Origin of the sequence: Clostridium chromiireducens (assembly GCF_002029255.1) — a bacterium.
GTDB lineage: Bacteria > Bacillota > Clostridia > Clostridiales > Clostridiaceae > Clostridium > Clostridium chromiireducens.
The window spans coordinates 44,966-70,887 of sequence record NZ_MZGT01000002.1; the positions used below are offsets into that span (position 1 = coordinate 44,966).

Annotated in this window: 18 protein-coding genes; all 18 read left to right on the forward strand. The window is 30.4% G+C overall.

The genetic code is table 11. From position 1 onward, the window contains the following. The first annotated feature begins 277 nt into the window (after positions 1-277). Positions 278-1,813 carry a glycoside hydrolase family 43 protein gene (locus tag CLCHR_RS00830; protein WP_079437762.1) on the forward strand — a complete coding sequence of 512 codons (1,536 nt, stop codon included), beginning with the start codon at positions 278-280 and terminating at the stop codon, positions 1,811-1,813. A gap of 284 nt (positions 1,814-2,097) precedes the next feature. Next, entirely contained in the window at positions 2,098-3,912 is a 1,815-nt protein-coding gene (locus CLCHR_RS00835; RefSeq protein WP_079437763.1) for a sensor histidine kinase, read from the forward strand. Positions 3,913-3,928: 16 nt separating this feature from the next. Beyond that, the gene (locus CLCHR_RS00840) at positions 3,929-5,524 is read left to right on the forward strand and encodes a response regulator transcription factor (RefSeq protein WP_079437764.1); all 1,596 of its coding nucleotides are present in this window, start codon (positions 3,929-3,931) and stop codon (positions 5,522-5,524) included. Between the two features lie 14 nt (positions 5,525-5,538). After that, positions 5,539-6,375 (forward strand): polysaccharide deacetylase family protein, encoded by an 837-nt coding sequence (locus tag CLCHR_RS00845; RefSeq protein ID WP_079437765.1) that lies wholly within the window; start codon positions 5,539-5,541, stop codon positions 6,373-6,375. 257 nt (positions 6,376-6,632) lie between these two features. Continuing rightward, complete coding sequence (locus tag CLCHR_RS00850; RefSeq protein ID WP_079437766.1) at positions 6,633-8,441, forward strand: cache domain-containing sensor histidine kinase; 1,809 nt, start codon at positions 6,633-6,635, stop codon at positions 8,439-8,441. Between the two features lie 3 nt (positions 8,442-8,444). Next, the gene (locus CLCHR_RS00855) at positions 8,445-9,281 is read left to right on the forward strand and encodes a response regulator transcription factor (protein WP_079437767.1); all 837 of its coding nucleotides are present in this window, start codon (positions 8,445-8,447) and stop codon (positions 9,279-9,281) included. Between the two features lie 105 nt (positions 9,282-9,386). Beyond that, the gene (locus CLCHR_RS00860; RefSeq protein WP_079437768.1) at positions 9,387-10,688 is read left to right on the forward strand and encodes an extracellular solute-binding protein; all 1,302 of its coding nucleotides are present in this window, start codon (positions 9,387-9,389) and stop codon (positions 10,686-10,688) included. A gap of 77 nt (positions 10,689-10,765) precedes the next feature. After that, positions 10,766-11,635, forward strand: coding sequence for a carbohydrate ABC transporter permease (locus tag CLCHR_RS00865; protein ID WP_079437817.1), 870 nt, complete (start codon positions 10,766-10,768; stop codon positions 11,633-11,635). A 26-nt stretch (positions 11,636-11,661) separates the two neighbouring features. After that, positions 11,662-12,516 (forward strand): carbohydrate ABC transporter permease, encoded by an 855-nt coding sequence (locus tag CLCHR_RS00870; RefSeq protein ID WP_079437769.1) that lies wholly within the window; start codon positions 11,662-11,664, stop codon positions 12,514-12,516. A gap of 249 nt (positions 12,517-12,765) precedes the next feature. After that, positions 12,766-13,563 (forward strand): polysaccharide deacetylase family protein, encoded by a 798-nt coding sequence (locus CLCHR_RS00875; RefSeq protein WP_079437770.1) that lies wholly within the window; start codon positions 12,766-12,768, stop codon positions 13,561-13,563. Positions 13,564-13,971: 408 nt separating this feature from the next. Further along, positions 13,972-15,606, forward strand: coding sequence for an extracellular solute-binding protein (locus CLCHR_RS00880; protein ID WP_079437771.1), 1,635 nt, complete (start codon positions 13,972-13,974; stop codon positions 15,604-15,606). Positions 15,607-15,627: 21 nt separating this feature from the next. Continuing rightward, the gene (locus CLCHR_RS00885) at positions 15,628-17,508 is read left to right on the forward strand and encodes a sensor histidine kinase (protein WP_079437772.1); all 1,881 of its coding nucleotides are present in this window, start codon (positions 15,628-15,630) and stop codon (positions 17,506-17,508) included. Between the two features lie 27 nt (positions 17,509-17,535). Beyond that, complete coding sequence (locus tag CLCHR_RS00890) at positions 17,536-19,143, forward strand: response regulator (protein ID WP_079437773.1); 1,608 nt, start codon at positions 17,536-17,538, stop codon at positions 19,141-19,143. A 279-nt stretch (positions 19,144-19,422) separates the two neighbouring features. Further along, complete coding sequence (bglS, locus tag CLCHR_RS00895; RefSeq protein WP_079437774.1) at positions 19,423-20,166, forward strand: beta-glucanase; 744 nt, start codon at positions 19,423-19,425, stop codon at positions 20,164-20,166. Between the two features lie 241 nt (positions 20,167-20,407). Then, on the forward strand, positions 20,408-21,751 hold the full coding sequence (locus tag CLCHR_RS00900; RefSeq protein WP_079437775.1) for a sugar ABC transporter substrate-binding protein: 1,344 nt from the start codon (positions 20,408-20,410) through the stop codon (positions 21,749-21,751). Between the two features lie 85 nt (positions 21,752-21,836). Continuing rightward, positions 21,837-22,811, forward strand: a complete 975-nt coding sequence (locus CLCHR_RS00905; RefSeq protein WP_079437776.1) for a carbohydrate ABC transporter permease — start codon at positions 21,837-21,839, stop codon at positions 22,809-22,811. Beyond that, positions 22,811-23,677 (forward strand): carbohydrate ABC transporter permease, encoded by an 867-nt coding sequence (locus CLCHR_RS00910; protein WP_079437777.1) that lies wholly within the window; start codon positions 22,811-22,813, stop codon positions 23,675-23,677. Before CLCHR_RS00905 ends, CLCHR_RS00910 begins: the two co-directional genes overlap by 1 nt. Before the next feature lie 98 nt (positions 23,678-23,775). Then, on the forward strand, positions 23,776-25,875 hold the full coding sequence (locus CLCHR_RS00915; protein ID WP_079437778.1) for a methyl-accepting chemotaxis protein: 2,100 nt from the start codon (positions 23,776-23,778) through the stop codon (positions 25,873-25,875). Positions 25,876-25,922: the final 47 nt, after the last annotated feature.

Genomic DNA, 25,922 nt, shown 5'->3' on the forward strand with positions numbered 1-25,922 from the left:
TTACTGAAATTATAAATATTTTTATACCAATAAAGGGTACAATGTAACCGTAAGGCTGCAATGTTCCAAAAGTTTTTAAAAATTGGCAGGAGGTTCTAAGTACTAGGTTGCATCAACTTTAGAGTGTTTTCACTTTCAGTGCGACAAGCTAAAGTTGAACAACTAACGACTAAGAACCTTTAACTGCTTATTTTCTCAAGAATTAAATTTTATAATAACTATTATATATAATACGGCTGTGATTGAAAAATTATTAAATAAGGAAGGAGACTGTATTATGAGAAATAATCCTATTATTTGGGCTGACTATCCAGATCCAGATATAATACGAGTAGATGATACTTATTATATGATTACTACAACAATGCATTTTATGCCAGGAGGCGTAATATTGCGTTCCTATGACCTTATAAATTGGGAAGTGGCAACCTATGTATATGAAGTTTTAGATGATACACCAGATCAAAAACTAGAAGGTGAAAAACACATCTATGGAAAGGGAATGTGGGCAGCCTCCCTTCGTTATCATAAGGGCAGATTTTATGTATGTTTTGTAGCAAATGATACGCAAAAAACATATCTGTTTACAGCTACGGATATAGATGGACCTTGGGAAAGACAAATAATAGAAGGATTCTATCATGATTGTTCATTGCTATTTGATGATGATAGAATTTATATTATTTACGGTAACACTGAAATTCACCTCACAGAATTGAATGATGATCTTTCAGGTCCTAAACCAGGTGGAATAAATAGAATAATTGTGAGAGAGACTCGAGAGTTTTACCTTGGGTATGAAGGAGCTCATTTCTATAAAATTAATGGTAAGTATTACGCATTTTTTATTCATATATTAAAATCTGGAAATCATCGAAGAACTCAAGCGTGCTTCGTAGCAGATTCTCTAGAGGGAGAATTTGTTGGAGGAGAGGTTTTTGATGATGATATGGGATGTTTTAATTCAGGTATAGCACAAGGAGGAATCGTAGATACTCCAGATGGCAAATGGTATGGAATGTTATTTCAAGATCATGGAGCTGTTGGCCGTATACCTGTTCTTGTACCACTTCACTTTGAAAATGACTTTCCGGTATTCGATAAAAAGGCTCCTGAATATATTGAGATTCCGAGTACGCGACCAAATTATGAATATAAGCCTCTTGTTGGAGATGATGATTTTATTTATAAACCGAATGAAAACCATAAGGTTCATCTAAAAGATATCTGGCAGTGGAATCATATATCATCAAATGATTTATGGTCAGTAACAGAAAATCCAGGAACGTATCGCATCCATTCAGGAAAAATAAGTTCAAATTTAAATTATGCCGTAAACACACTTACACAACGTGCCATGGGACCTGCGTGTGAGGTAACTGTAAATTTAGATGGTAGCGAGCTTAAAAATGGTGATTATGCTGGTTTATGCTTCTTGATCAGTTCATACGGATTGATTGCACTTACCAAAGAAGAGGATAAATATTACTTGGTAATGTTAGCAAGAGAGAGCGACGACAAATCTATCTTCGGAAATTTGATAGACAATGAGTCTGGAGTTGAATATGCGAGGATTCCTATAAAGGGAAATAAAGTTATCTTGAAGGCATATGGCTGTTTCGTAGATAATAAAGACGAGTGTGAGTTTTATTATCAAGATGGAGAAGAATGGATTAAATTAGGTATCACACACAATATGGTATGGAAAATGGATCAGTTTGTAGGGTGTAGAGTTGGCCTATTCCTATTTTCCACAAAGGAGATTGGTGGAATTGCTGAGTTTTCTAAGTTTAAGTATAGAATTCTAAAGTAAAATATAATAAATAGACAATGCTATTTGTGAATTATAAATTAAGAAGATGAATTAAATAAGAATTCTATCACAAATATTACAAATTTAGAGGATGCTTCAATGTTAGAAAAAGCAGAAACTTTTGTGATAGATACTAGAAGGTATAGTACCACGTATAGGACTTTTAACTGCTGAAAAAGATGCAATATATGTTCTGGAAAGAAACCAAGTATTTGCTTATAACAGTTTAATGTTATATCATAGAATGTAAGAGTGTGATAAATTTTTGAAGAAGAGGTAATAGAATGAAGAACTTTAAGATATTGAATAATTATAGTATTAGATCAAAATTATTACTAATATATCTTGTTTGTGTTTTAGTTCCTATGACTGTTACTAACTCTATATTCTATATTACTATAAGAAATAGTGAAGAAAAAGAACAGAGAATAAATATGGAGCATTCTATTGATAGAGTTAAGTATAATTTAGATGCAGTATTTGATGATTGTGTGTTAGTATCAGATCATTTGTATAAAGACATAACTTTAAATGATTTCATTAATAAAAGATATGATAATCTTCTTTCTTACTATGACAGATATATTTTTTTACTACAAAACAATGTAATAAAGTATTACTATGGACCGCAACATGTATATCAGGTTACAATTTTTACAGACAATAACACAATAAGTGATAGTGATAATTTTGTAAAGTTAACGCCCAAAATACGTGAAAGTGAGTGGTACAAGCGATTTGGAAATAATAAAGAGGCTATGACCATATCTGTCTTTTATGATGAGGATAAAAAGTTATCTATAAATAATATGGCTAGGACAATTAGCATTATTCGAAAATTGGATAACTTTGATAAAACCCATGAGAATATTTTAAGAATAGATGTTGATTACAACGTAATATTAAATAATATCCTAAATGAAAAAATGGAAGATAATATATATATATGTAACAACGAGTTTGTATTATTTTCCAATCGAAAATCCGGTGTAGGACCAGATAAATTTGATTCTGTGGACTCCATACAAGGTGAGAATGTCAAATTAAACGATTTCTATAAGTTTAAGATGTCAAAGGAAAAGTGGAATATAATTATTACTGAAAAAGGAATGAGCCCATTTTTAAAAATAATTGAAAAAAAAGAATTATTTATTGAATTAATAATATTAAACCTAATACTGCCTACAATAATTATAGCTTTAATTTCCCATTCAATTGGTAATAGGATTGCTTTACTTAATATATATTTAAGAAAAGTGGAGAATGAAGAATTTTCTATAATAGAAGAATATAGTTATGAAAAAGATGAAATAGGTAAATTAATTCGAAGTTATAACATGATGGTTTTAAGAATTAAAGAATTAATAGAAGTAGTATTTAAGAGAGATGTAGAAAAACAGCGTCTTGAACTAGCAAAAAAACAGGCAGAATTAAAAGCACTCCAAAGCCAGGTGAATCCTCATTTTATGTTTAATACCCTTGAAAGTATTCGTATGAGAAGTTTAATTAAAGGGGAAGTTGAGACTGCTGAAATAATTGAAAATTTATCAGCATTGCTTAGAAAAACAATAAATTGGGGAGAAGATAATATCACCATTGAAGACGAAATGCGTTTTGTAGAAAATTATCTCCAAATTCAAAAATACCGTTTTGGTGATAAATTATCATATAGTTTTTATGTTATGGAAAAGTGTAAGAATATAAAGATTCCAAAGCTGTCTATTTTAAGTTTTGTTGAAAATGCTTGCGTTCATGGAATTGAAGAGGTTTCGCATGATGCAAGTATTAATGTAGCTATATTTAAATATGATAATAATTTAATTATTGAAATTTCAGATACAGGAATTGGAATAGATGAAGTGAAGCTAAATTCAATTAGGGAGAAACTTAATAATGCAAAAATAGAAACTCTAAACAATAGTAAAAGTACAGGAGTTCTTAACACTTATATGCGTTTACAAATGTACTGTAATAACGGTATGCAGTTTGAAATTGAAAGCAAAATAGGAGAAGGTACAGAAGTAACCATACAAATTTGTCTTGATGAAATAAAGTTAATCAATCATGCAGTTAAAGAAAATGAAAATATTAACTACTAATATTAGGGGGATATTTATGATTAAAGTTTTAATAGTAGATGATGAGCCATTTATTAGACAAGGCTTAAAGATTTTAATTGATTGGGAACAATATGGATACGAAGTTGTTGGAGAGGCCGCGAATGGTATTGAAGCAATTAAAGAGTTAGAAGTGAAAGATATTGATTTAATAATTGTAGATATAAAAATGCCTGAAATGAATGGGCTTGAATTAATTGAATATGTACGTGGTAATATGTTAAACGAAGTGAAATTTATTGTATTAAGCGGTTATTACGAATTTGAATATGCTAAAAAGGCAATAAAATGTAATGTAACTGATTATATCTTAAAACCAATTAATAAAGAAGAACTAATTAAGGTTTTAAGTGCATTTAAGGAAGAATATATTAAACAGGAACAACAGCATATAATGCAAAAAATAAACGATAAAGTCATATATGATAGATACTTAAATGAAATTATGCATGGTAAATGCAATGATTCTAACTTAGCATATATTAAAAGATACCAGAATTTTTCTTCTGAATTGCGATATATGATTATTGAAATTAATTATTCCAATGATAACGAAATAAATGTATCAGATGGTGAAAAAAGGGAGCAGCAGTTAATTTTTTATCAGAACGTGATCGAATGGTTAGGGGAAGATTTTTACAATGTAATTATTGATATGGGACAATCTAAGGGTTGTTATGATATTGGTTTTATTTATGATAAAAGGTTAGCTAAGGAAAATGGAATGAGTGAAAATGAATATATATTGAGCTTTAAAACTCATATGAAGCAAATTCAGAAGTACGATTTCTTCATTTATATAGGCCAGAAGGTCAATAGTTTAGAAGAATTAGCATTATCATATAAATCCGCAACCGTAGCTAGATTATTTTCAGATTTTTCAATTGAAAATAATATCACATATTATGATGAAATGGCTAAGAAAAAAGAACTTAGCTGCAATGCTGGAAAGCGGTATATGGATTATTTAATTCATGAAATCGAGGATAACAATCAGGAAGAAATTATAAATTGTGTTGATAAAATTTATGCAAGTTTTAGAGAACATAAGATAAATTTAGATATCATAAAGATTAATATAAATTATTTGTTATGTAATTTAATTAATATTGCAAAGGAATTAGATTCAGAAGTTGATCAAGAGGAAGTAATGCAATATATTAGTTCTATTTCTTTTGAACAAATGATAAGCAGGGGAAGTGCAAATCATTTAAAGGATTTTTCTTTAGCGTTTGCAGAATATTTAAATCAATTAAGACAAAATTCATTTCAGGGTATTCTAAATCAAATTGATAAAGAAATTTCAGAACATTATATGGAGAAGTTAAGTTTAAAATATTTGAGTGAAAAGTACTATATTAATAGTGCATACTTGGGTCAAATTTTTAAAAAGCAATATAATGTATCATTTAAAGACTATTTAAATGCATATAGAATTGAAAAAGCAGCAGAATTACTTAAGCGAAGTGATGATAAAATTTATAAAATTGCAGAAAAGGTTGGATATAATAATACCGATTACTTTATAAATAAATTTGTTCAAGTAAAAGAAAAGACACCACTGCAATACAGAAAGCAATTTTGCTGCAGATGATTAGGAGTGATATTATGGCAAGTATTTTTTTGAGATTTCCTGAGGGAAGGGCTAAGGCTCTTACTTTGAGTTATGATGATGGTGTGGAACAGGATGTTCGTTTAATTGAAATTATGAATAAATATGGATTAAAAGGGACTTTTAATTTGAATAGTGGAGTGTATGCAGAAGATGGGACAGTTTATCCTGAAGGGCAGATTCACCGCAGAATGACGGAGAAACAGGTTACGGAAATTTACAAAAGTTCTGGTCAGGAAGTGGCGGTTCACTCATTAACTCATCCATTTCTTGAACAATTACCATCTAACCTTGTTGTCAAAGAAATAATGGAGGATAGAGAGAATCTTGAAAAACAATTTATTACAATTGTGCGTGGAATGGCATACCCTTATGGTACTTTTGATGATAAAGTTATTGCAGCACTTGAAGCATGCGGAATAGTATATGCAAGAACTGTGATTTCAACTAATGATTTTAGAATTCCCAGGGATTGGATGAGATTAACAGCAACTTGCCACCATAGGTCGCCAGAATTTGAAAGCCTAACAAAAAAGTTTGTTGAAGATGAGGTAATTCATGCACCTTATTTATTTTATCTGTGGGGACACAGCTATGAATTTGAAGCAGACGATAATTGGAGCATTATTGAGGACTTTGGTAAATATGTAGGTGGAAGAGAAGATATTTGGTATGCAACAAACATAGAAATTTATGAGTATATTGATGCTTATAACAGATTAATATTCAGCGCTGATGGCAAAAAAGTAAAGAATCCATCAAGCATGAAAATATGGTTTGAATATAATGAAAAGATTATTGAAATAGATGCCGGAAAAATAATGGAAATCTAGTATAAAACATAATTATAATAAATTAAAAAAATGTTAATGGAATATATAAAAAAACTTTTCTATTTTATTTATAGAAGTCACAATCCCCTTTAGGGGATTTTTTAATGTGGGGGAAAATATAAAATATTTGAACTTTGAAGTCAAGTGATATGAGTAATTTAAAAAGCACTAAATGGTAAATATATTACAATGAAGGAACATGGAGGCGCAAATTTTAAAATAAGTGTAGAATTTGAATTCATGGGAGGAATCTAATAATGTGGCTAAAAAGATTAAATAAAAAATTATCTAATAGCAAAATTGGGTTGATAATAGCTTTGTTTTATTTTGTTCTTATTGTAGCTTCGACTGTTGTAAGTAGTTTGTTCTATGAAAAAATATATTTGAATATTACACAGAGAAAGGTTAGTGAAGTGTCTGTTCAAACCTTAAATTCCATACAGACAAATATTAACTTGATGATTAATAATGCAGATAGTCTGTCTAAAATGGTTTTATCAAATAGTGATTTACAGAAGCTTTTAAGGCAAGGGAGCATGTATGAGGATTTAAATACACAGGCTAAAGTAAGTTCATATTTATACAAGTTTATTCAATCAGTACCTTATGCCAGTTCAGTTTATATTTTAGATAATTCAAATAATGTCTATTCAGTAGGGGCGGATATATTGCCAACCCTTCCATCTGATAAGATTGTTAATGCGAAATGGTACAAGCATGTAACAGAAAAAAAGGGAGCTTTTATACTAGAGTTAAATGGGGGGGGAGTGACCTTTGAAAAGGGTCAAGAGAATTATGTTTCTTTGATACGCTTAGTGAGAGATATGGATAACATGAATAAGTTAGGTATTCTAGTAATAAATATTCCACAAAAATCTTTTAAACAAGTTTTTGACAATATATCTAATGATGCAGAGACCAACATAGTAATTCTAGATAAAGAAAATCAAAAGATTACATCACTAAAAAGTTTAAAAGATGAAAAGGAAAATGTAGAAGTAAATATAAACATAGATAATGAAATAGTACGAATTGGAGATGAATTTTCAGGCAATGATACAGGATATAAAATGAAGAAACTTGGTACAACAGAATATCTTATTTCTTATAGTTCTAAAAATAATTACAATTGGAAGTTTGTCAGCATCATACCTTTTGCTCAGTTGTCTAAAGAAAGCATGACTATGATTTTCATTGGCTTTATAATTATTTTATTCAATGGCATTATTTTGTTCATTTGTTCAATCAGTATATCTCGAATTATTACCCTACCTATTAAATCTCTCTTGACTTCAATGAAAGACATAGAAAAAGGTGTATTTAATGAGGTGAGAATTAAAACCTATGGCTATGAATTCAAAAAGCTTTGCAGCGGTTACAATATAATGATAACAGAAATAAAAAAATTAATCGCTCGTGTTATAGAGGAGCAAAAGACAATTAGAAAAGCAGAATTGTATACCTTTCAAGCACAAATTAAACCTCATTTTTTATACAATACATTAGATTCAATTAATTCGCTGGCGCTTTCGGGATGTAATAAGGAAGTAAGTTATTTAGTAGAAGCTTTGGGTAATTATTATAGGACAAGTGTTAGCAAAGGTAAAGAAATTATAACAATTAGAGAAGAAGTAGAAATGGTTAAAAACTATCTTAAAATTCAAAAGGTAAGATATCCAGATTTATTTGAAATGGAATATACTATCGAATCAAACTGCTTTGAGTATAAAATTCCTAAGCTTATTTTGCAGCCCCTTGCTGAAAATGCGTTGTATCATGGAATTAGAGCAAAAGGGAAAAATGGAACTATAAAAATTAGTGCTCATAAGGGGGAGGGAATTGTTATACTATCAGTAGAAGATGACGGTGCTGGAATGAGTGAAGAACAAATAGAGGATATATTGATCAGTAAGGATAGGGGTATCGAGGAAAGTTTTGGATTAAGAGGAACCTTCGAAAGAATCAGGATTTTTTATGGAAATGATAACGCTTATAAAATTGAGAGCAAACTGGGAGAGGGAACAAAAATTGTATTATTCATAGAAGCGGAGGAAAAGGAGGAATAAAAAGTGGATGAAATATTAAAGGTTATTATTGTAGATGATGAATATTTGATTAGAAATCTTATCAAAATGAAGATTGATTGGAAAGAAGCAAGTATGGAAGCTGTAGGAGAAGCAGGAAATGCTGAACAAGCATTAGAACTGGTTGACAAACTGAATCCAGATATTATATTTACTGATATATGTATGCCTTCTATGGATGGGATTGAATTTAGTAAGCGTGTATTAGCAAAATATCCACACATTAAAATCATTATTGTTACAGGTTATGATGACTTTGAATATGCAAGAAGCAGTGTTAGGCTTGGAATATCTGATTTTATTCTAAAACCAATAAATTCAGCTGAGATCATGCAGACCTTAAGTAAGTTAAGAAGTATAATAAGTTCAGAAAGAAACCATGAAAAAGAATACAATCAATTGAAAAAGCAGGTTGAGGAAAATCTACCTAAAATCAAGGAATATGCAGAAAATATCAATGTTTTAATGGAAAAATCAAATGACGTAAAAGTTAATACATTCATTGAAGATGTAAAGAAATATTTAAATAATAATATTGCGAATCAAAATCTATCACTCTCTAGTGTTGCAAAAGAATTTTTTATAAGTCCAGGGCATTTAGGGCGTTTATTTAAGCAGCAGACTTCAAAAACTTTTGTTGAATATCTTACTTATATAAGAATTAGAAAGGTTCAAAAATTCTTATTAGAAACAGATTTAAATGGAACTCAGATTAGTGAAAGAGTAGGAATAAGTGATTCTCATTACTTGAGTATTTTGTTTAAAAAGCAGACGGGACTTTGCATTAATGAGTTTAAAAAATACAATAAGACTAAGATATAGTATGTTGTTTTTTTGAATGTTTATGTGCAGATATTGAATTGTAAACAATATCATATCCTTTTAAAATATAAGAGATATCAAAAAAATATATTAAGGGGGATATTTATGATAAAACGTGTTAAAAAAATAATGACTGCTGTACTTGTTACTGCGATGACATTTTCGTTAGCTGCATGTTCATCTAATAAAAGTGCAGACAATTCTTCAGGAGAGAGTGGACCAATTAAATTGACTATGTGGCATCAATCTGTTGGAGATACTGATCCAACAGCAAAATTGCTAGTAGAGGCTGTAGATCAGTGGAACAAAGATCATCCTAATATCATTGTAGAGCAAGATGGAGTTACGGGTGAGCAGTATAAAACAAAGATCAAGACAGCGCTAGCTGCAGACGAAGCTCCAGATATAGAATATATGTGGGGAGGAAGTTTTGTTGGGCCTTATATAGAAGCAGGAAATATGCTGCCAATTGATCAATATATTACTCCAGAAATTAAAGATAAATTAATTAAAGGTACAATAGATGGTTGTGTAGTTAAGGGGAAGACTTATAGTTTACCTATGTATACGTTCATAGCAAGCTTATATTGTAATAAGGAGCTATTTGATAAGGCCGGAGCTAAAATACCAACAACATATGATGAATTGCTTGATGCTGTAAAAAAATTACGCGCAGCAAATATCACGCCAATAGCTTTAGGAGAAAAGGATAGATGGCCAGGAATGTATTGGTTTGACATCATGGCTATGCGTCAAGCAGGAAATTCTGCAGTTATGACGGCAATGAAAGATCCTTCAAAATTCAAATCCCCTGAGTTTGTAGCAGCTGCGAAAAAAATGCAAGAGCTCGCTGATGCTGGAGCTTTTAATGATAGTATGTTTAGCATGAGTTATGATGAAATGCTAGGAGCCTTTACTGGAGGTAATTCTGCAATGATGTTTCAAGCAAATTGGGTAACATCACCAATAGATGATCCTTCAGCAGCTACCAGTGGAAAAGTTGTTGCAGTACCTTTCCCTTTATTTAAAGATGGTGCTGGTAAAATAACAGAATTCTATGGAGGTGGTGTAGATGGCTTTTATGTTAATGCAAATACAAAACATCCTAAGGAAGCTGTTGAATTCTTAAGTTATTTAAGCGAAAAAATAGGTAAAGAAGGTTATTTAGCAAATGCAGGACTAGCATGTTGGGATACCAAAGATTTAGATACTTCTAAGCTTTCACCTCTAACAAAACAAGCAGCAGATTTAATGGCAACAGGTACATCATATGTTACTTGGTGGGATAATATCCTTCCTGCTACTTCTGCAGAGACTCATAAAAATGCTATTGCAGAACTTTTAGGAAAGAAGATTACTCCAGAGCAATTCTGTGATGAAATGTCTAAGGTAGAAGCAGCAAAATAGCAAAAGTTTAGTATACTACAGAGCATGTGGTAAAACAAAAAGGTTTTATTGCATGCTTTATTGAAAGGGTGATAATCATAAATTCTATTTTATCAAATAAGAAAATAATATGTATATTTGTACTACCAACACTAATCATAATGTCTGCAATTATATTTGTTCCTATCATCTTATCAGTAAGATACAGTACATTTGACTGGAGTGGTATAGGAAAAGGTACATTTATTGGATTAGATAATTATAAACAAATGTTTTCAGATACAAGATTCTTGCATTCAGCCAAGAACTCACTATTATTTGCAGTGGTTTCCATTGTAATTCAATTGCCAATATCGTTACTCTTAGCACTAATTTTAGCCTCAGGGGTTAAATTTGAAAAATTCTATCGTACGGTATATTTTATACCTGTAATTATTTCTACTGTTGTAATTGGGCAATTGTGGATTAAAATATACAATGCTGATTATGGCTTACTTAATACATTGCTTAAAGCTATTGGACAAGGAAAATTAGTCCATGACTGGCTGGGAAAAGAGAATACAGCTCTTATAAGTACTTTCATCCCTATATTATGGCAATATGTAGGTTATCATATGTTGATTATGTATGCAGGAGCGAAGTCAATTTCTTCAGATATTTACGAAGCAGCTAAAATAGATGGTGCTTCTCCAGTAAAAACTGCGTTTCATATTACTATTCCTCTTTTAAAACCTATTTTAAAGGTTTGTATAACTTTCTCACTTATTGGTGCATTAAAAGTATTTGATTTAATTTATGTGTTAACTAATGGAGGCCCTTTTTTCTCAACAGAAGTACCAAGTACATTAATGTACACTACTATTTTTGATAATTATAAATACGGTTATGGCAGCGCAATATCAGTATTTATTATATTAGAATGTTTAGTACTAACAGTGCTTCTTGATAGGCTTATTAAAACAGAATAGAAGATAATGGAAGGAAGTGATTTAAGATGAACATAATCAAGAGTTCTTTAATAAGTAAGAAGGGTGTAAGAAAATTACCTATACAAATATTTCTTATTATTGTTGCTGTAATACAGTTATATCCACTTATATGGCTAATATTATTCTCTTTTAAGGACAATAATGAGATATTTGGTGGCAATGTGGCTGGTATTCCACAAGTGTGGCGTATTGAAAACTATGAAAGCGCAATTTCTCAAGCTCAAGTTATGAAATATTTCTTTAATAGTGTTATTGTTACAGTGGCCACTATAGCGTTAGTGCTTATCCTGTCCTCTATGACAGGATATGCAATTAGCCGTATGAAGTGGAAATTGAGCAAGGTTACTATGATAATAATATTGACAGGAATGATGGTTCCAATACACGCAGCATTATTGCCATTATTCATGGTACTTAAAGATTTAAAATTGCTGAATTCATATTGGGCTTTAATTATACCTTATACTGCTTTTGGAATTCCTATGGGAGTATTAATACTAACAGGATTTTTAAAAGGTATTCCAAGGGAGCTTGAAGAAGCAGCAGTTATAGATGGATGCGGAATTTTTAGAATATTTTTTTCTATAATTCTTCCTATTATAAGACCAGCTATGGCTACTGTAGCCATATTCACATATCTTTCTTCCTGGAATGAGTTAATGTTTGCAGTAACATTTATAAATAAAGCTCAATATAAAACACTTACAGTAGGCATTATGTCTATGGTAGGTAATTACGTAACAAAATGGGGAGATATAGGTGCAGGACTTGTTATTGCAACAATACCAACAATATTAATATATATACTTTTAAGTGATCAGGTGCAGAAGAGCCTTACAGCAGGTGCGGTAAAGGAATAATGTAAAGTTCTTAATAAAAAAATAAATAGATTGGCTGGTAAGATAAATGAGAATATTTATGGTAATGCTTCCTATTATGTCGTTAGTTACATTGGAAGTAGAATAAGTAAATGCATATATAGATAATTGCAAGTGTGTCAACAAGTGTTAGGGTTGCGTCAGATGACATAAAAATAATGATCATACACGTAACTTCTTTGATTTATTATTTTTTACTGTATTAAACATATAAAATTTGAGGTGAAAGTTATGAATGTTAATTTTGATTTATTTCCAGAAGGAAAAACAAAAGCACTAACCATGAGTTATGATGATGGACAAATTTTTGATAGAAGATTAATAAGCATATTTAATAAGTATGGAATAAAAGGTACATTTCATTTAAACTCAGGAATTCTAGACAAGGAGAATTTTATTACTAAAGCTGAAGTTGCAGAACTTTATAAAGGTCATGAGGTTTCTGTGCATGCAAAAACTCATCCATTTTTAGACTGCATACCTGTTGAAGCTATTATAGAAGAAATAGTTGAAGACAGAAAATGCTTAGAGTCTTTGGTTGGTTACCCTATAAAAGGAATGTCCTACCCATACGGAGCTTTTAATGGAGATTTAATAAAAACTCTTGAGAGCCTTGGAATTCAGTATTCAAGAACTGTAATTTCACATCATGATTTCTATATTCCAGAAAATTTTTTGGCATGGAATGCAACTTGTCATCATGATGATAATCTTATGAAGATTGGACAAAAATTCTCCGATTATGAGTTTAAAGGAAAGCTAAAGCTGATGTATGTTTGGGGACATAGCTTTGAGTTTGAAAGAAATAATAACTGGAACTTAATTGAGAATTTTTGTGAGCTAGTTTCTAAGAATAAAGAAATATGGTTTGCAACTAATATTGAAGTAATGAGATATATTAAGGCGTTAAAGAGACTTGAATTCTCGGCAAAAGGAGATATTGTATATAATCCGACTGCAATAACAGTATGGATTAGTGTAGATAACAAAGCCGTAAAAGTTATTGGTGGAGAAACAATAAGATTATAAGATATCTATAAATAAGCACTTTTAACAGCTCATTTTCATAGTTCTATGAAATAAATATGTATTTATTTTTGGTGAGTATACACATAAGCTCGATTCTCATTGTGGACCCATTTTATAGATTTAAATATTTTCCTTGTTGCAATGTATTATTTTAAAGTATTTAGCTTAAATTAGTATAAATTTTATAAAGTCGTTTTTATTTCCATTAGATTGTGTTATAGTATTCGTATAAATAAACCCTCCTAATTTTTGATGTTTTTGTATTTGTTGTTATTTACATTATATCATTTTGGGAGGATTTTATTATAATAGGGGCACTTTAAATATGAACTTTTAACATGCATTACTATGTTAGGTATTCAAGATATAATATATATAATTAGATTTTAATTTTAAGGGGGACTAATTATGAGAAGGGGAAATGTAAAGTTTTGTGAAGGTATTATAATTTTAATTGTGGTTTCCGTATTTTTCACCGCATGTAATTTATCTGATAAAAAAATAGATAATAAAATAAATAATAAGTATAGTAAAGAAGATTGGAAGGCGGATATAACACCAATAACATTTGATTGGTATATTGATTTTTCATGGTTTCAAACTAAGTGGGGTACTAATCCTGTCTCAAAATATGTTACAGATAAAACTGGTGTTAGTTTAAACTTAATAACTCCAAGCGGTGATGAAACAGAAAAATTAAATGCTATGATTGAAGCGGGTAAATTACCAGACTTTATTACGTTAAGTTCTCAGAGCGATGGATATAAGAGGGTTATACAAAATGGTTTAGCTCTGCCTCTTGATAAACTATCAGAACAATATGATACATATTTTATGAAAGTTGCAGATAAACAAAAATTGGAGTGGTATAGGGAAATTGATGGACATGTTTATTGCTATCCCAATTTTTCAAGCCCGGTAAGAGACTTTAACGATTACAAGGAAGAAAAACCATCTAATCAAGCATTTCTAGTGAGGAAAGATATTTATGAAGCTTTAGGAAAACCTGATATGAGAACGCCTGAGGGCTTTTTAATTGCACTTGAAAGGGCTAAAAAAGAATTCCCTATGGTTGATGGTCAAGAGCTGATACCTCTAGGATTCCATGAGTTTAATGACTCTGGAAATCTTTCTCTAGACAGCATTTTACCAAATTTTTTAGCAGTTCCTAGGGAAGAAAATGGTAGAGTATATGATAAAAATATAGATAACGAATACATTAGATGGTTAAAGACATTAAGAATGGCTAACGAGAAAGGATTGTTATCAAAGGATACTTTTATAGATAAAAGAGCTCAGATAGAAGAAAAGATAACTGAAGGAAGATATTTTGCAATGCTTTACCAAAGTTCTGATATGTCTACCCAACAGCTGGAATTATATTCTAGAGATAAAAATAAGGCATATATGGCTATTGCTGGGCCTTCAAATTCTAAGCTCGATCCACCTAAATTAGCAGGAGACAGTATCTCGGGGTGGACAGTTACACTAATTTCAAAATCATGCAAGGATCCAAAGAGAGCTATGAGGTTTTTAAGTTATTTAATTAGCGAAGAGGGAAATCGGGATCTGTATTTGGGGATAAAAGGTTCAACTTGGGATGTAATTGACGGAAAGGAACAGTTTAAACCAGAAGTTATTGATTTGTTAAATAAGGACAGAATAGCTTTTGACAATAAATATGGTGCAGCAAGCACTTATTGGATGCTAGAGGATGGAGATTTAATACAGAAATGGACACCTGATAGTGAGGAAGCAATAAGAATGATAAGTGATTGGGCAAAGGGAAAAACCTATAATTATTCTTTGTTTGATAACGTTTATACATATGATGATAGCGAAGAAGGAGTAGCTTTTTCTAGAATAAGCACAAAATGGGGGAGTACTTTGAAAAAATTACTTATAGCTAAGAATGAAGAGGAGTTTAATAGTATATTAAATGAATTTATTATATATAGAAAAGATCAAGGGTGGGATAAATTGCAAAAATATGCTCAGCAAAAATATGAAGAAAATAAGAAAAAACTTAATGTATTAAGATGAGTTAAAATAGGAGTTGCTTAAATGAAAAATAATATTGTAATTTTTTGGGGAAAAGTTAAGCAAATATTTATTAGTGGAAGTTTAATGAAAAAATTAATTACTATGTACATATTTATTATTGGTATACCAATAGTAATATTTTCTCTATATATATTTAGTTCTCTTTCAGCTAAAGCTAAACATGATGCAATTAGCAGGGGGGAATACGATCTTAGTACGGAATATGATAGTATTGAAAAGAATGTGTATATAATGCGGAATATAGTTAATTCTATAAAATCTGATAGTGGGGTAATAGGATATTTACAAGGTGATAATAATCAGGAAGCAAAAACATTAATTGATTTTAGAGAAACAACATATAAACAATTAATTAATCTGCAAAATAATAATCCAACAATTAAGCAAATAAATATATTTACTAGTAATTCACAAGTGAGTGAAATCTGGCCTACATTTTACAAAGAGAATAGAGTTGCTAAAGATGGATGGTATGAAAAAACTATTGAAAAAAATGGCGCCGAATATTGGAATGTTAATCATTATGATAATGATATATTAGTTAATTCCACTCTTAATGAGGAATCGAAAGATTTGGTTGTTTCTATTAATAAGAAAATTAATTATCCCAATGATAAATATTTAGGAATCAGCAGAGTTACAATGCGATCTAAAGACTTTTTTCCCAAAATGTTTGAAAAAGATGAGTTAAAAAGTGGACAAATACTGTTAATTGATAATGAAAATATGAATATAAGAACAGATGAGAATAGCTTGCTACTTAGAAATTTTGACTTTGATAAAAGTAAGTTTCGAGAGTTTATTGATGGTAAATTAGAACATGAAAAAGGAGAACTGACTTATAATCAAGGAAATGAAGATTATATTATAATATACGAAGAGTCACCAATTCCAAATAATTATTTATTAAATATTATACCATTAAATAACATTTCGCAGGAAATAAAAAATTCCAAGTATGTAGTTATTTGGGGGTCTACTTTTTTATTACTCTTCCTATCTATATTGATATATTATGCAACTAAAACCATTCTCAAAAGATTGTATAAAATAATTTCTGCAGTCAAGCAGGTGAGGACTGGAGATCTAATGCCGAGCATAGATGTATACGGTAATGATGAAGTGGGAGTACTTGCTCATAACTTCAGACAAATGATGAAAACGATAGACGTACTGATTAAGGATAGCGTAAATAAAGAAATAATAACCAAGGAAGCAGAGTTAAAAGCATTGAAAACTCAAATAGATTCCCACTTTTTATATAACACTCTGGAGAATATTAGGATGATGGCACTAGTTGAAGAGAATTATATAGTATCTGATTGCTTGGCTTCTTTAGGTGATATGATGAGGTATAATATGAAGTGGAATAACGAGTTTGTACCATTAAGTGAAGAAGTAAGTCATATTAGAAATTATATAACATTAATGACTCTTAGATATGATTTTGAAATAATTTTAAAGGTTGATATTGATGAAGAATTTTTAAATAGGAAAATATTAAAATTATCAATTCAGCCGTTAGTAGAAAATGCGGTGAAACATGGTCTTTCAAAAAAATTAATGGATGAAAATGGATATATATATATATCCGTTAATATAGATAAAAAATATTTGTACCTAAATGTAAAGGACGATGGAAACGGAATGAACATAGGCAAAGTTCAGGAAATTCAGAATCATATAAACGGAAATGCAGACAAAAGATATGGTCTTGGACTTAAAAACGTAAGCGATAGAATAAAACTTTTTTACGGAAAAGAATATGGTGTTATGATTGATTCTAAAGAGGATCATTACACTCAAATAACGCTTAAGCTTCCTAATATAGATGGGGATGTACAATTTAAAAACGTTGACAAAACAGAGTGGAATAAATAAAAGAAAGGTTTTATGGGGGGAATAAATTTGTATTCAGTAATGATTGTAGATGATGAACCAATTATTAGAAAGGGATTAAAAAAGATAATCAATTGGGAGGAATATGGCTTTAAGATAGTTTGTGAAGCCCGTGATGGGGAAGAAGCGCTTGAACTGATTAAGGAGCATAGTATAGATTTCATTGTATCAGATATTAAGATGCACAAAATAACAGGAATTGAACTATTAAGGGAAATCAGAGAAAAGGGATTGGATACTTTAGTATTGTTGTTAAGTGGATATGATGAATTTTCATACGCACAGGAAGGTATAAGACTAGGTGCATTTGACTATATATTGAAGCCAATAGACTCTCAAAAACTAAAGAATATTTTAATTAATGCTAATAACAAATTAACAACTAAGGAAAAAAAGGATCGTGAATATAATGTAAATAAAGTTATATCTGGAGAAAAAATATTATATGACCTTTTAAGAGGAAAAAATTTGATGATGATGGATGAGCATATTTCTCAGTATAACCTTCCGCTTATAAAAGGCAAGGTTCAAGTTGCAATTGTTGAAATTAATGAAATTATCATTAGTAGTGAGGATTTAACTGAAAATGATGAATGGAACCATTTAAATAATATGGTTAATGATTTAATAGAAAAAGGATTTAAAAAAAGCGATATAAAACATTTTTCTTTATTAGATTCGGATTTTGGTAAAAAAATTATTATTGTACAAGCTGATAAAGAAGTTGAAATATCAGAATTAAATCAAAGCTTTATCAAGGTATTAAATAGTATACTTCAATTTGGAAGTGAAGAATTGCAAACAAAATTAAATATAGGAGTTGGAAATGCATATAATCAAATATATAGCATTTACAAAAGTTATTTAAATGCTAAGGAAGCGCTTAAATATAAATATGTATTAGGTACAAATAGGTTAATTCACGCAAGCGAATTAGCTGAATGTAGGCAGAAGAGTTTTGTCTATCCAATTGAGAAAGAAAAGGCGCTTATAAGTGCAATAATTGTTGGGAAAGATGATTCATTAAATATGCTTCGGGAGCTATTAAAAGAAATAGCAAACCTTTTGAATTTTGATATTTTCAAGATCAATATTACATTTACACAAATTGTATATAATATTTACAATAATGTGCTTAAAAAATATAGTTTTTTAGAAGATGTATATGACTTGAGTAAAATAGTTAAAATCGGCTTTTTAGGTGTTGAAACTCTAGAGGATATCGAAAATCAACTGATGGATAATATAGCTAAACTTATAGATATTATAAAGGAATATAGTCTAAATCAGAGTGATAATATAGTTCAAAGAGCTTGTGAATATGTGCTTAATCATATAGATGAGGATATAACGCTGACATCTATAGCTAGTAATTTAAATATAAGTAAGAACTATTTATGTTCAATATTTAAGCAGCAAACTGGAGAAAACTTCTTAGAATATGCAACAAAAGCAAAGATGGAAAGAGCAAAAATATTATTAAAGAGGCACGACTATAAGGTTTATGAGGTCAGTGATATGTTAGGTTATAAGGAGACAGCGTATTTTAGTAAACTCTTCAAAAAGCATACCGGTTATACTCCGGCCGAATATAAAAAATCCAATATATTAAAATAAAAGAGATTCTTTGATGAATCCCTTTTTATTTTTTTATGTAAATGTTTAAATTGAGTAATTTTTTAATACTTTATCGTAATTTTATACCATTTCAGCAACCTTTATTCTAATATATCATAAAGTTAAAAAAGTAAATGAATATGGGAAACAAATGTGAAAAAGAATACTATCCAAGCCTTCAAAATGAGCTTTATCACATATAAGTACAAGTGGAAATATTAGGTATATAAAATCAATTATGATTTTTATAAATTATTTGATTATTAGGAGGAAATAGGTATGAAAAAAAAATATTTAAAAATTGCAACATTAGGATTGTTAGTAGGTACTTTTTTAGTGGGAACTTTAATACCGACACCAGCTTCCGCATCATTAATTACAACGCACATGGGTGAGAGTTTTGATTCTGCTAATACATCATCTTGGTCAAAATCAGATGGATGGACAAATGACGGTATGTTTAATTGTACTTGGAGATCTAGTAACGTTAATTTTAGCAATGGAGCTATGGCTCTTACTATCAATAAAGATACTAAAGGAGGCACTAAGCCATATGCAGGTGGAGAATATCGTTCAAATAATACTTATAGTTATGGACTATATCAAGTAAATATGAAACCAGCAAAAAATACTGGAATAGTTTCTTCATTTTTCACTTATACAGGGCCATCAGATGGTACTCCTTGGGATGAAATCGATATCGAATTTTTAGGTAAAGATACTACAAAAGTACAATTCAATTATTATACAAATGGTGTAGGTAATCATGAGCACATTTATAATCTAGGATTTGATGCTTCGACAAGTTACCATACTTATGCTTTTAATTGGCAACCAACTTATATTGCATGGTTGGTAGATGGAAAGGAAGTTTATAGGGCAACTAATAATATTCCATCACATCCAGGCAAAATTATGATGAATTTATGGCCTGGAACAGGTGTAGACTCATGGTTAGGTTCTTATAATGGTGTAACTCCACTTAATGCATATTATGACTGGGTATCTTACGATCCGAAGTAAATAAATATAGGCATTGGATTATGTAAATAAGGATAAGGTATAAGTGATCAGACTAGAGCTAGAATACAAAAAATGTAGTATAAAAATAAAAGAGATTCTGTAAAGAGTCTCTTTTTCTTTTGCGTGTAAATGTTTAAAGTGAGTAATTTTTTAATACTTTATCGTAATTTTATACCATTTTAGCAACCTCTATTTTAATATATCATAAAGGTGTAAAAGGAAATTAAGAGGGGGAACAAAGGTGAAGAAGAGAATATTATCAGCAGTAATTGCAAGTATGTTAGCACTAGGTTTAATTGGATGTGGATCTAGTTCGAGCGATGCTTCGAAAACGAGTACAAAAAGTAATGAAATCAATTTAAAGGTTTGGATAATGCCTAATAGCGGAACTCCAGAAGATGATTTTATGGAGGTTATCAAGCCGTTCTTAGATCAAAATCCTAACATAAAGGTTACACCTACAGTACTTGACTGGGGATCAGCTTGGACTAAAATCACTGCAGCAGGAACAAGTGGAGAAGCACCTGATATTACACAGTTGGGTAATACATGGGTTCCAGCTGTAGGTGCAATGGGAGCGTTGGAGGATCTTTCTCAATATTATAAAGATTTTGGAGGAGATGACTCTTTCGTTAAAGCTACGTTATCAACAACTGGAATAGAAGGAAAGAGTGAAAGATATGGAGTTCCTTGGTTTATTGATACAAGAGCTTTATTTTACAGAAAGGATGCTTGCGAAAAAGCTGGTGTAGATCCAGCTAAGGATTTCAATACTTGGGATAGTTATAAAGCTGCCTTAAAGAAATTAAATGGTGTTGAAGTTGATGGTAAGAAATTAGCTGGTCTTGGAATGCCTGGAAAGAATGACTGGAATGTAGTTCATAATTTCTCATGGTGGATATGGGGAGCAGGTGGAGATTATATTAAAGATGGTAAGGCTGTAATAAATTCTCCTGAAGCGTTAGATGGAATTAATTATTATGCTAGTTTAGCAGATGAAGGTTTAATGCCAAAGGCTGCTCTAGAAAAGAATTCATCAGAAGTTGAAGCTTTATTTAATAATGGTGAATATGCAACAATTTTCTCAGGTGCATATTTTGCACAAACTATAAAAACTGAATATGCAAAAGATAGTTCAAAAGCTTTAGATCCTAAAAAAGTTGGAGTTGCTATAATTCCAGAAGGTCCAAAAGGCAGATATGCATTTTTTGGTGGAAGTGATTTAGCAATTTTTAAATCTTCAAAGAACAAACCTGAAGCGGTTAAACTACTATCGTACCTTTCATCTTCAGATGCACAAATTGCATATGCTAAGAAACATGGTAACCTACCAGCTAATGCTAAGTCATTCGATGACAAGTTTGTAACTGATGATTCTATGTTATCAGTATTCAAACAACAGCTTCAATATGGTAGATCATACCCTTCAATCCCTGGCTGGGCTCCTTCAGAATCATTATTCCAAAAAGGATTATCAAATGTATGGGATAATGTAATGGGTGTTAATGGAAAATATGATCCTAATAAAAATAAGACTGAATTAGATGGAGCAGTTAATGATGTTAATGCTGTTTTAAATCAGTAATAATAGCTCAATTTAGATTATACAGGGGAATATCCCCTGTATAATTCGTATAGGATACTTATAGAAGGTTATAGGAGGAGCATAAATGGAAACAGAGAAAAATATTATAACACAAGCAGAGCACAAATATAGTATTATTGACAATATTCGTAAAAATAAATTTGCATATGCGCTTATACTACCTGCAGTAATTGCTATGATAATTGTTCAACTTATACCAATGGCAGAAGGGTTATTTTTTTCAGTACTTAAACTTAACCAATTTACATTAAAACAATTTTTAGATGCACCATTTGCTGGATTTGAAAATTTTAATAAGGTTTTATTTGATCCAACAAGTAATATGCGTTCGGGATTTTTGGAGGCACTTAGAAACACAGGTATATATGGAATGATTTGTAGTGTACTAGTTATAGCTATAGGTCTAGCATCAGCAATGGTAGTTAACCGAGAATTTAAGTTTAGAGGAATTGCAAGAACTTTATTATTAACACCTTGGGTTGTACCATCATATGTAGTTGGAATGCTATGGGGATTTATGTTGCAACAAGATACGGGGATAATTAATAGGATTTTAGTAGATTGGCTACATATTTTGCCAAGTAAACCGTTTTGGCTCACAGGGAGCAATGTACTTGCGGCAATAATAATACCTACTATATGGAGAAATGTGCCACTTGTAATGATAATGCTTTTAGCTGGACTTCAGAATATATCTGATGATTATTATGAAGCAGCAGAAATAGATGGAGCTAGTGGAATTCAAAAGTTTTTCAATATAACATTACCATTGCTTAAACCAGTAATTGGTATCCAAATGCTTTTTGGAATGATTAATTATATATATTCTTATAATATCGTTTCAATGATGTTTGGACATGGATCAGGATATCCAGGTAAATGGGGAGATTTATTAATGACAAATATCCAAAGAAATTCTTTTCAAACTTGGAACTTTGGGACAGGTGCAGCAGCTACAATTATTGTAATGATATGTATGCTAATACTTGTTGGAATATGGTATAGAGTATTTAGAGATAGTTTGGTGGTGGATGAATAATGGCAAAGAGTTACACGGAAAGTATTAAAATAAAAAAGAGAAGAAAACGTATAGCGGCTAATATAATTTTAACAATAATGGTTATAAGTAGTATATTTCCAATAGCTTGGATGTTCTTAAGTTCATTAATGACTCAAGGAGATCTAGCAACTGGTACTTTAGGTAAGCCAATTAATTGGCAGAATTATATTGAAATGTGGAAGAATATAAATTTCTTTGCATATCTTAAAAATAGTTTAATTATTTGTGGAGTAACGACATTAGTTACATTAAGTCTAGCTGTTTTTGCTGGGTATGCAGTAGCAAAATATAAGTTTCCTGGGTCAGGTATATTTGGAAGCACAGTTCTAGCTACGCAAATGATTCCAGGAATGATGTTTTTGTTACCATTGTATATGATGTTTATAAATGTTCAAGAAAAATTTGGGATAAAGATAGTGAATACATATCCTGGATTAATAATCACTTACTCTGCATTCTTTATTCCATTCAGTATATGGATATTAAGAGGATTTTTTGCAACCATTCCTAAAGAATTAGAAGAAGCGGCTCGTATAGACGGGTGTTCAAAATTTGGAGCACTTATAAGAGTTATATTACCAATTTCAACAACTGGAATAATTGCTACTGGTATATATATATTCTTAATGGCTTGGGATGAACTGCTTTTTGCTTGGGTATTAACTACAGATATTTCTACTCAAACAATTCCGGTTGGAATAAGACTTTATGTTGGTAATTTTCAAAATAGATATGATTTAATGATGGCAGCAAGTGTTGTAACTACGATTCCGGTTCTAATAATGTTCTTTGCACTTCAAAAGAAGTTTATTAGCGGTATGACGGCAGGGGCTGTTAAAGGATAAGAATTACTTAGATACAAGAGATAGAGATTTACGTAGAATCTCTATTTTTTACCAATGAAGAGCTCTTTAATTATTTTGGACTATAGGATGTGATTAGAATGCTAAAGAAAAAAGTCTTAGTTAAGAAGTTACCAAAAAGGGTTAATTCATATTATCAATTATTATCTATAAAAAATTTGAGAATACGGGTAAAACTGAATTTAGGATTCTTAATTTTAATTTCTTTGTCTCTTTTTATAGTTTCGCTTATTTCGTATAAACAGTTTTCTAACACAATCATTAGTCAAAATAAAGATAACCTGATTGAGCTTATGAAGCAAAAAGGAGAGAACATAGACAGATCCTTGCAAGATATTGATAAAACGTTTCAAGTCATAACCAATAATGACAGCCTAGGAGAGAAAGTTTTAAAATATAAGGATATGGATTCTCAGAAAAAGGCACAGGTATCAAATGAAATACGTAGTTACTTGGGCGATGCATTAAAGACAAGAATGGATGTTGCTGATGTCTTTGTTGTCTCAAATAATAAAGATATTTTTTATTATGGTGGAAGTGGATATGATTCAACTTATGATATTTTTACTGAGCCAAACTATTCAGAATTTGTTAGCAGCAATGAAAGTTCGAATAAGACTATACCATATATAAGTGGTCATAGCTTTACAAAACAGATATCAAATAAAGTTATAACTGCTTTTTATAAGATGAGAGTATCTACCAATTTAGCTAGCATTGGAAATTTAGTTGTTAATTTAAAGGAAGATTATATTTATAGTTTAATCAAAGATATGAAAGTTAACTATGATACGAAAATAATTATTATTGATAAAAATAATAATGTAGTAATGGATCCATTAGATAGAAATAGCGACGGAAAAAAATATGCCATAGATATTGCAGAGAATACCGAAGATAATGACAATAATTGGTTTGATAAAGAAATAAATAATGAAAATAATCTAGTGACTTTTTATAAATTCACTAATACAGATTGGATATTGGTAGGGATCACTCCAATTAACAATATGACAAGAGCCGCTTCAGCAATAAGATTGCAAATACTTGTAGTCGGAATAATTAGTATGGCATTGATTTTTTTCTTTTCAACATTTATCACCAGAGATATAACTAATGGAATAAATGAGCTAATAAGAGGTATGGATAAAGTAAAGGGTGGAATTTTAATTGGAGTATCAGTGCCAGGTAGAAAGGATGAAGTAGGTTTATTAGGCAATAGATTTCTGGAAATGCTTGAAAGCTTTAGGGATTCAATAAATGATATAAAAAGCATGTCTGGTATAACTTCTAAGGCGGCGGATGAAATTTCCTCAAATGCAATGAAAAATTATGAGGAATTTGAAAGTATGAGAGTAAAAATATCAGATATTTATACAAAAAGTAAAAATCAAAATAATGATATTTGCAGCATAAATGAATTAACAACTGAGCTATCAAATAAAATAGAAGCTATAATTAACTATTTTAGAAATATTGATAGTAGTATAAGTGATACAAAACAATTAACTTACCATGGGAAAAAAAATCTAGATTTATTAAAAGTAAAATCAGATAAAGTAGCCGATATTACTGTAAATGTTTTGTCTACTTCTGAAGCTTTAAAAAGTGAATTCAAAGAGATAAGAAAGATAACAGATGCAGTAAACGCTATAGCAAAGCAAACTGATTTACTAGCTCTAAATGCTGAAATAGAGGCGGCTCGATTAGGAGAACAGGGAAAAGGCTTTAGTGTAATTGCAAAGTCAGTAAAAGAATTATCAGGATCAACTAGTAGCTCAACTAAATACATAGATTCAATAATTAATAAATTAGATGATAAAATAAATGAACTCAACAATGAAGTGCATAAATCAGAAGAATATATGATGGAACAGATTGAGTCAGTGGTTGATAGTACGAATAGCTTTGATTCAATTTCAAGTGAAATGGAGTTTCTTGTAAGCCAAATCCTAAGTGTTAAGGATGAGGTAACAGCTATAGATATTACTAGAGAAAAGATAAATGAAACAATGAGTATGTTAAATATTAGCTCTAACGAGAACTTATTAATAAGTGACGAGATAGCAGCATCTGCAGAAGAAAAAATACACCTAAATGAGGAACTTGTTGAATTATCTAGTTCCCTTAAAGAATTGGCTATAAAAGTGGAAGGAAAGGTACAAAAATTTGAACTTTAAAATTCTGCTGTTGAAGATATTGAATAATATAAATTAATGTATACAAG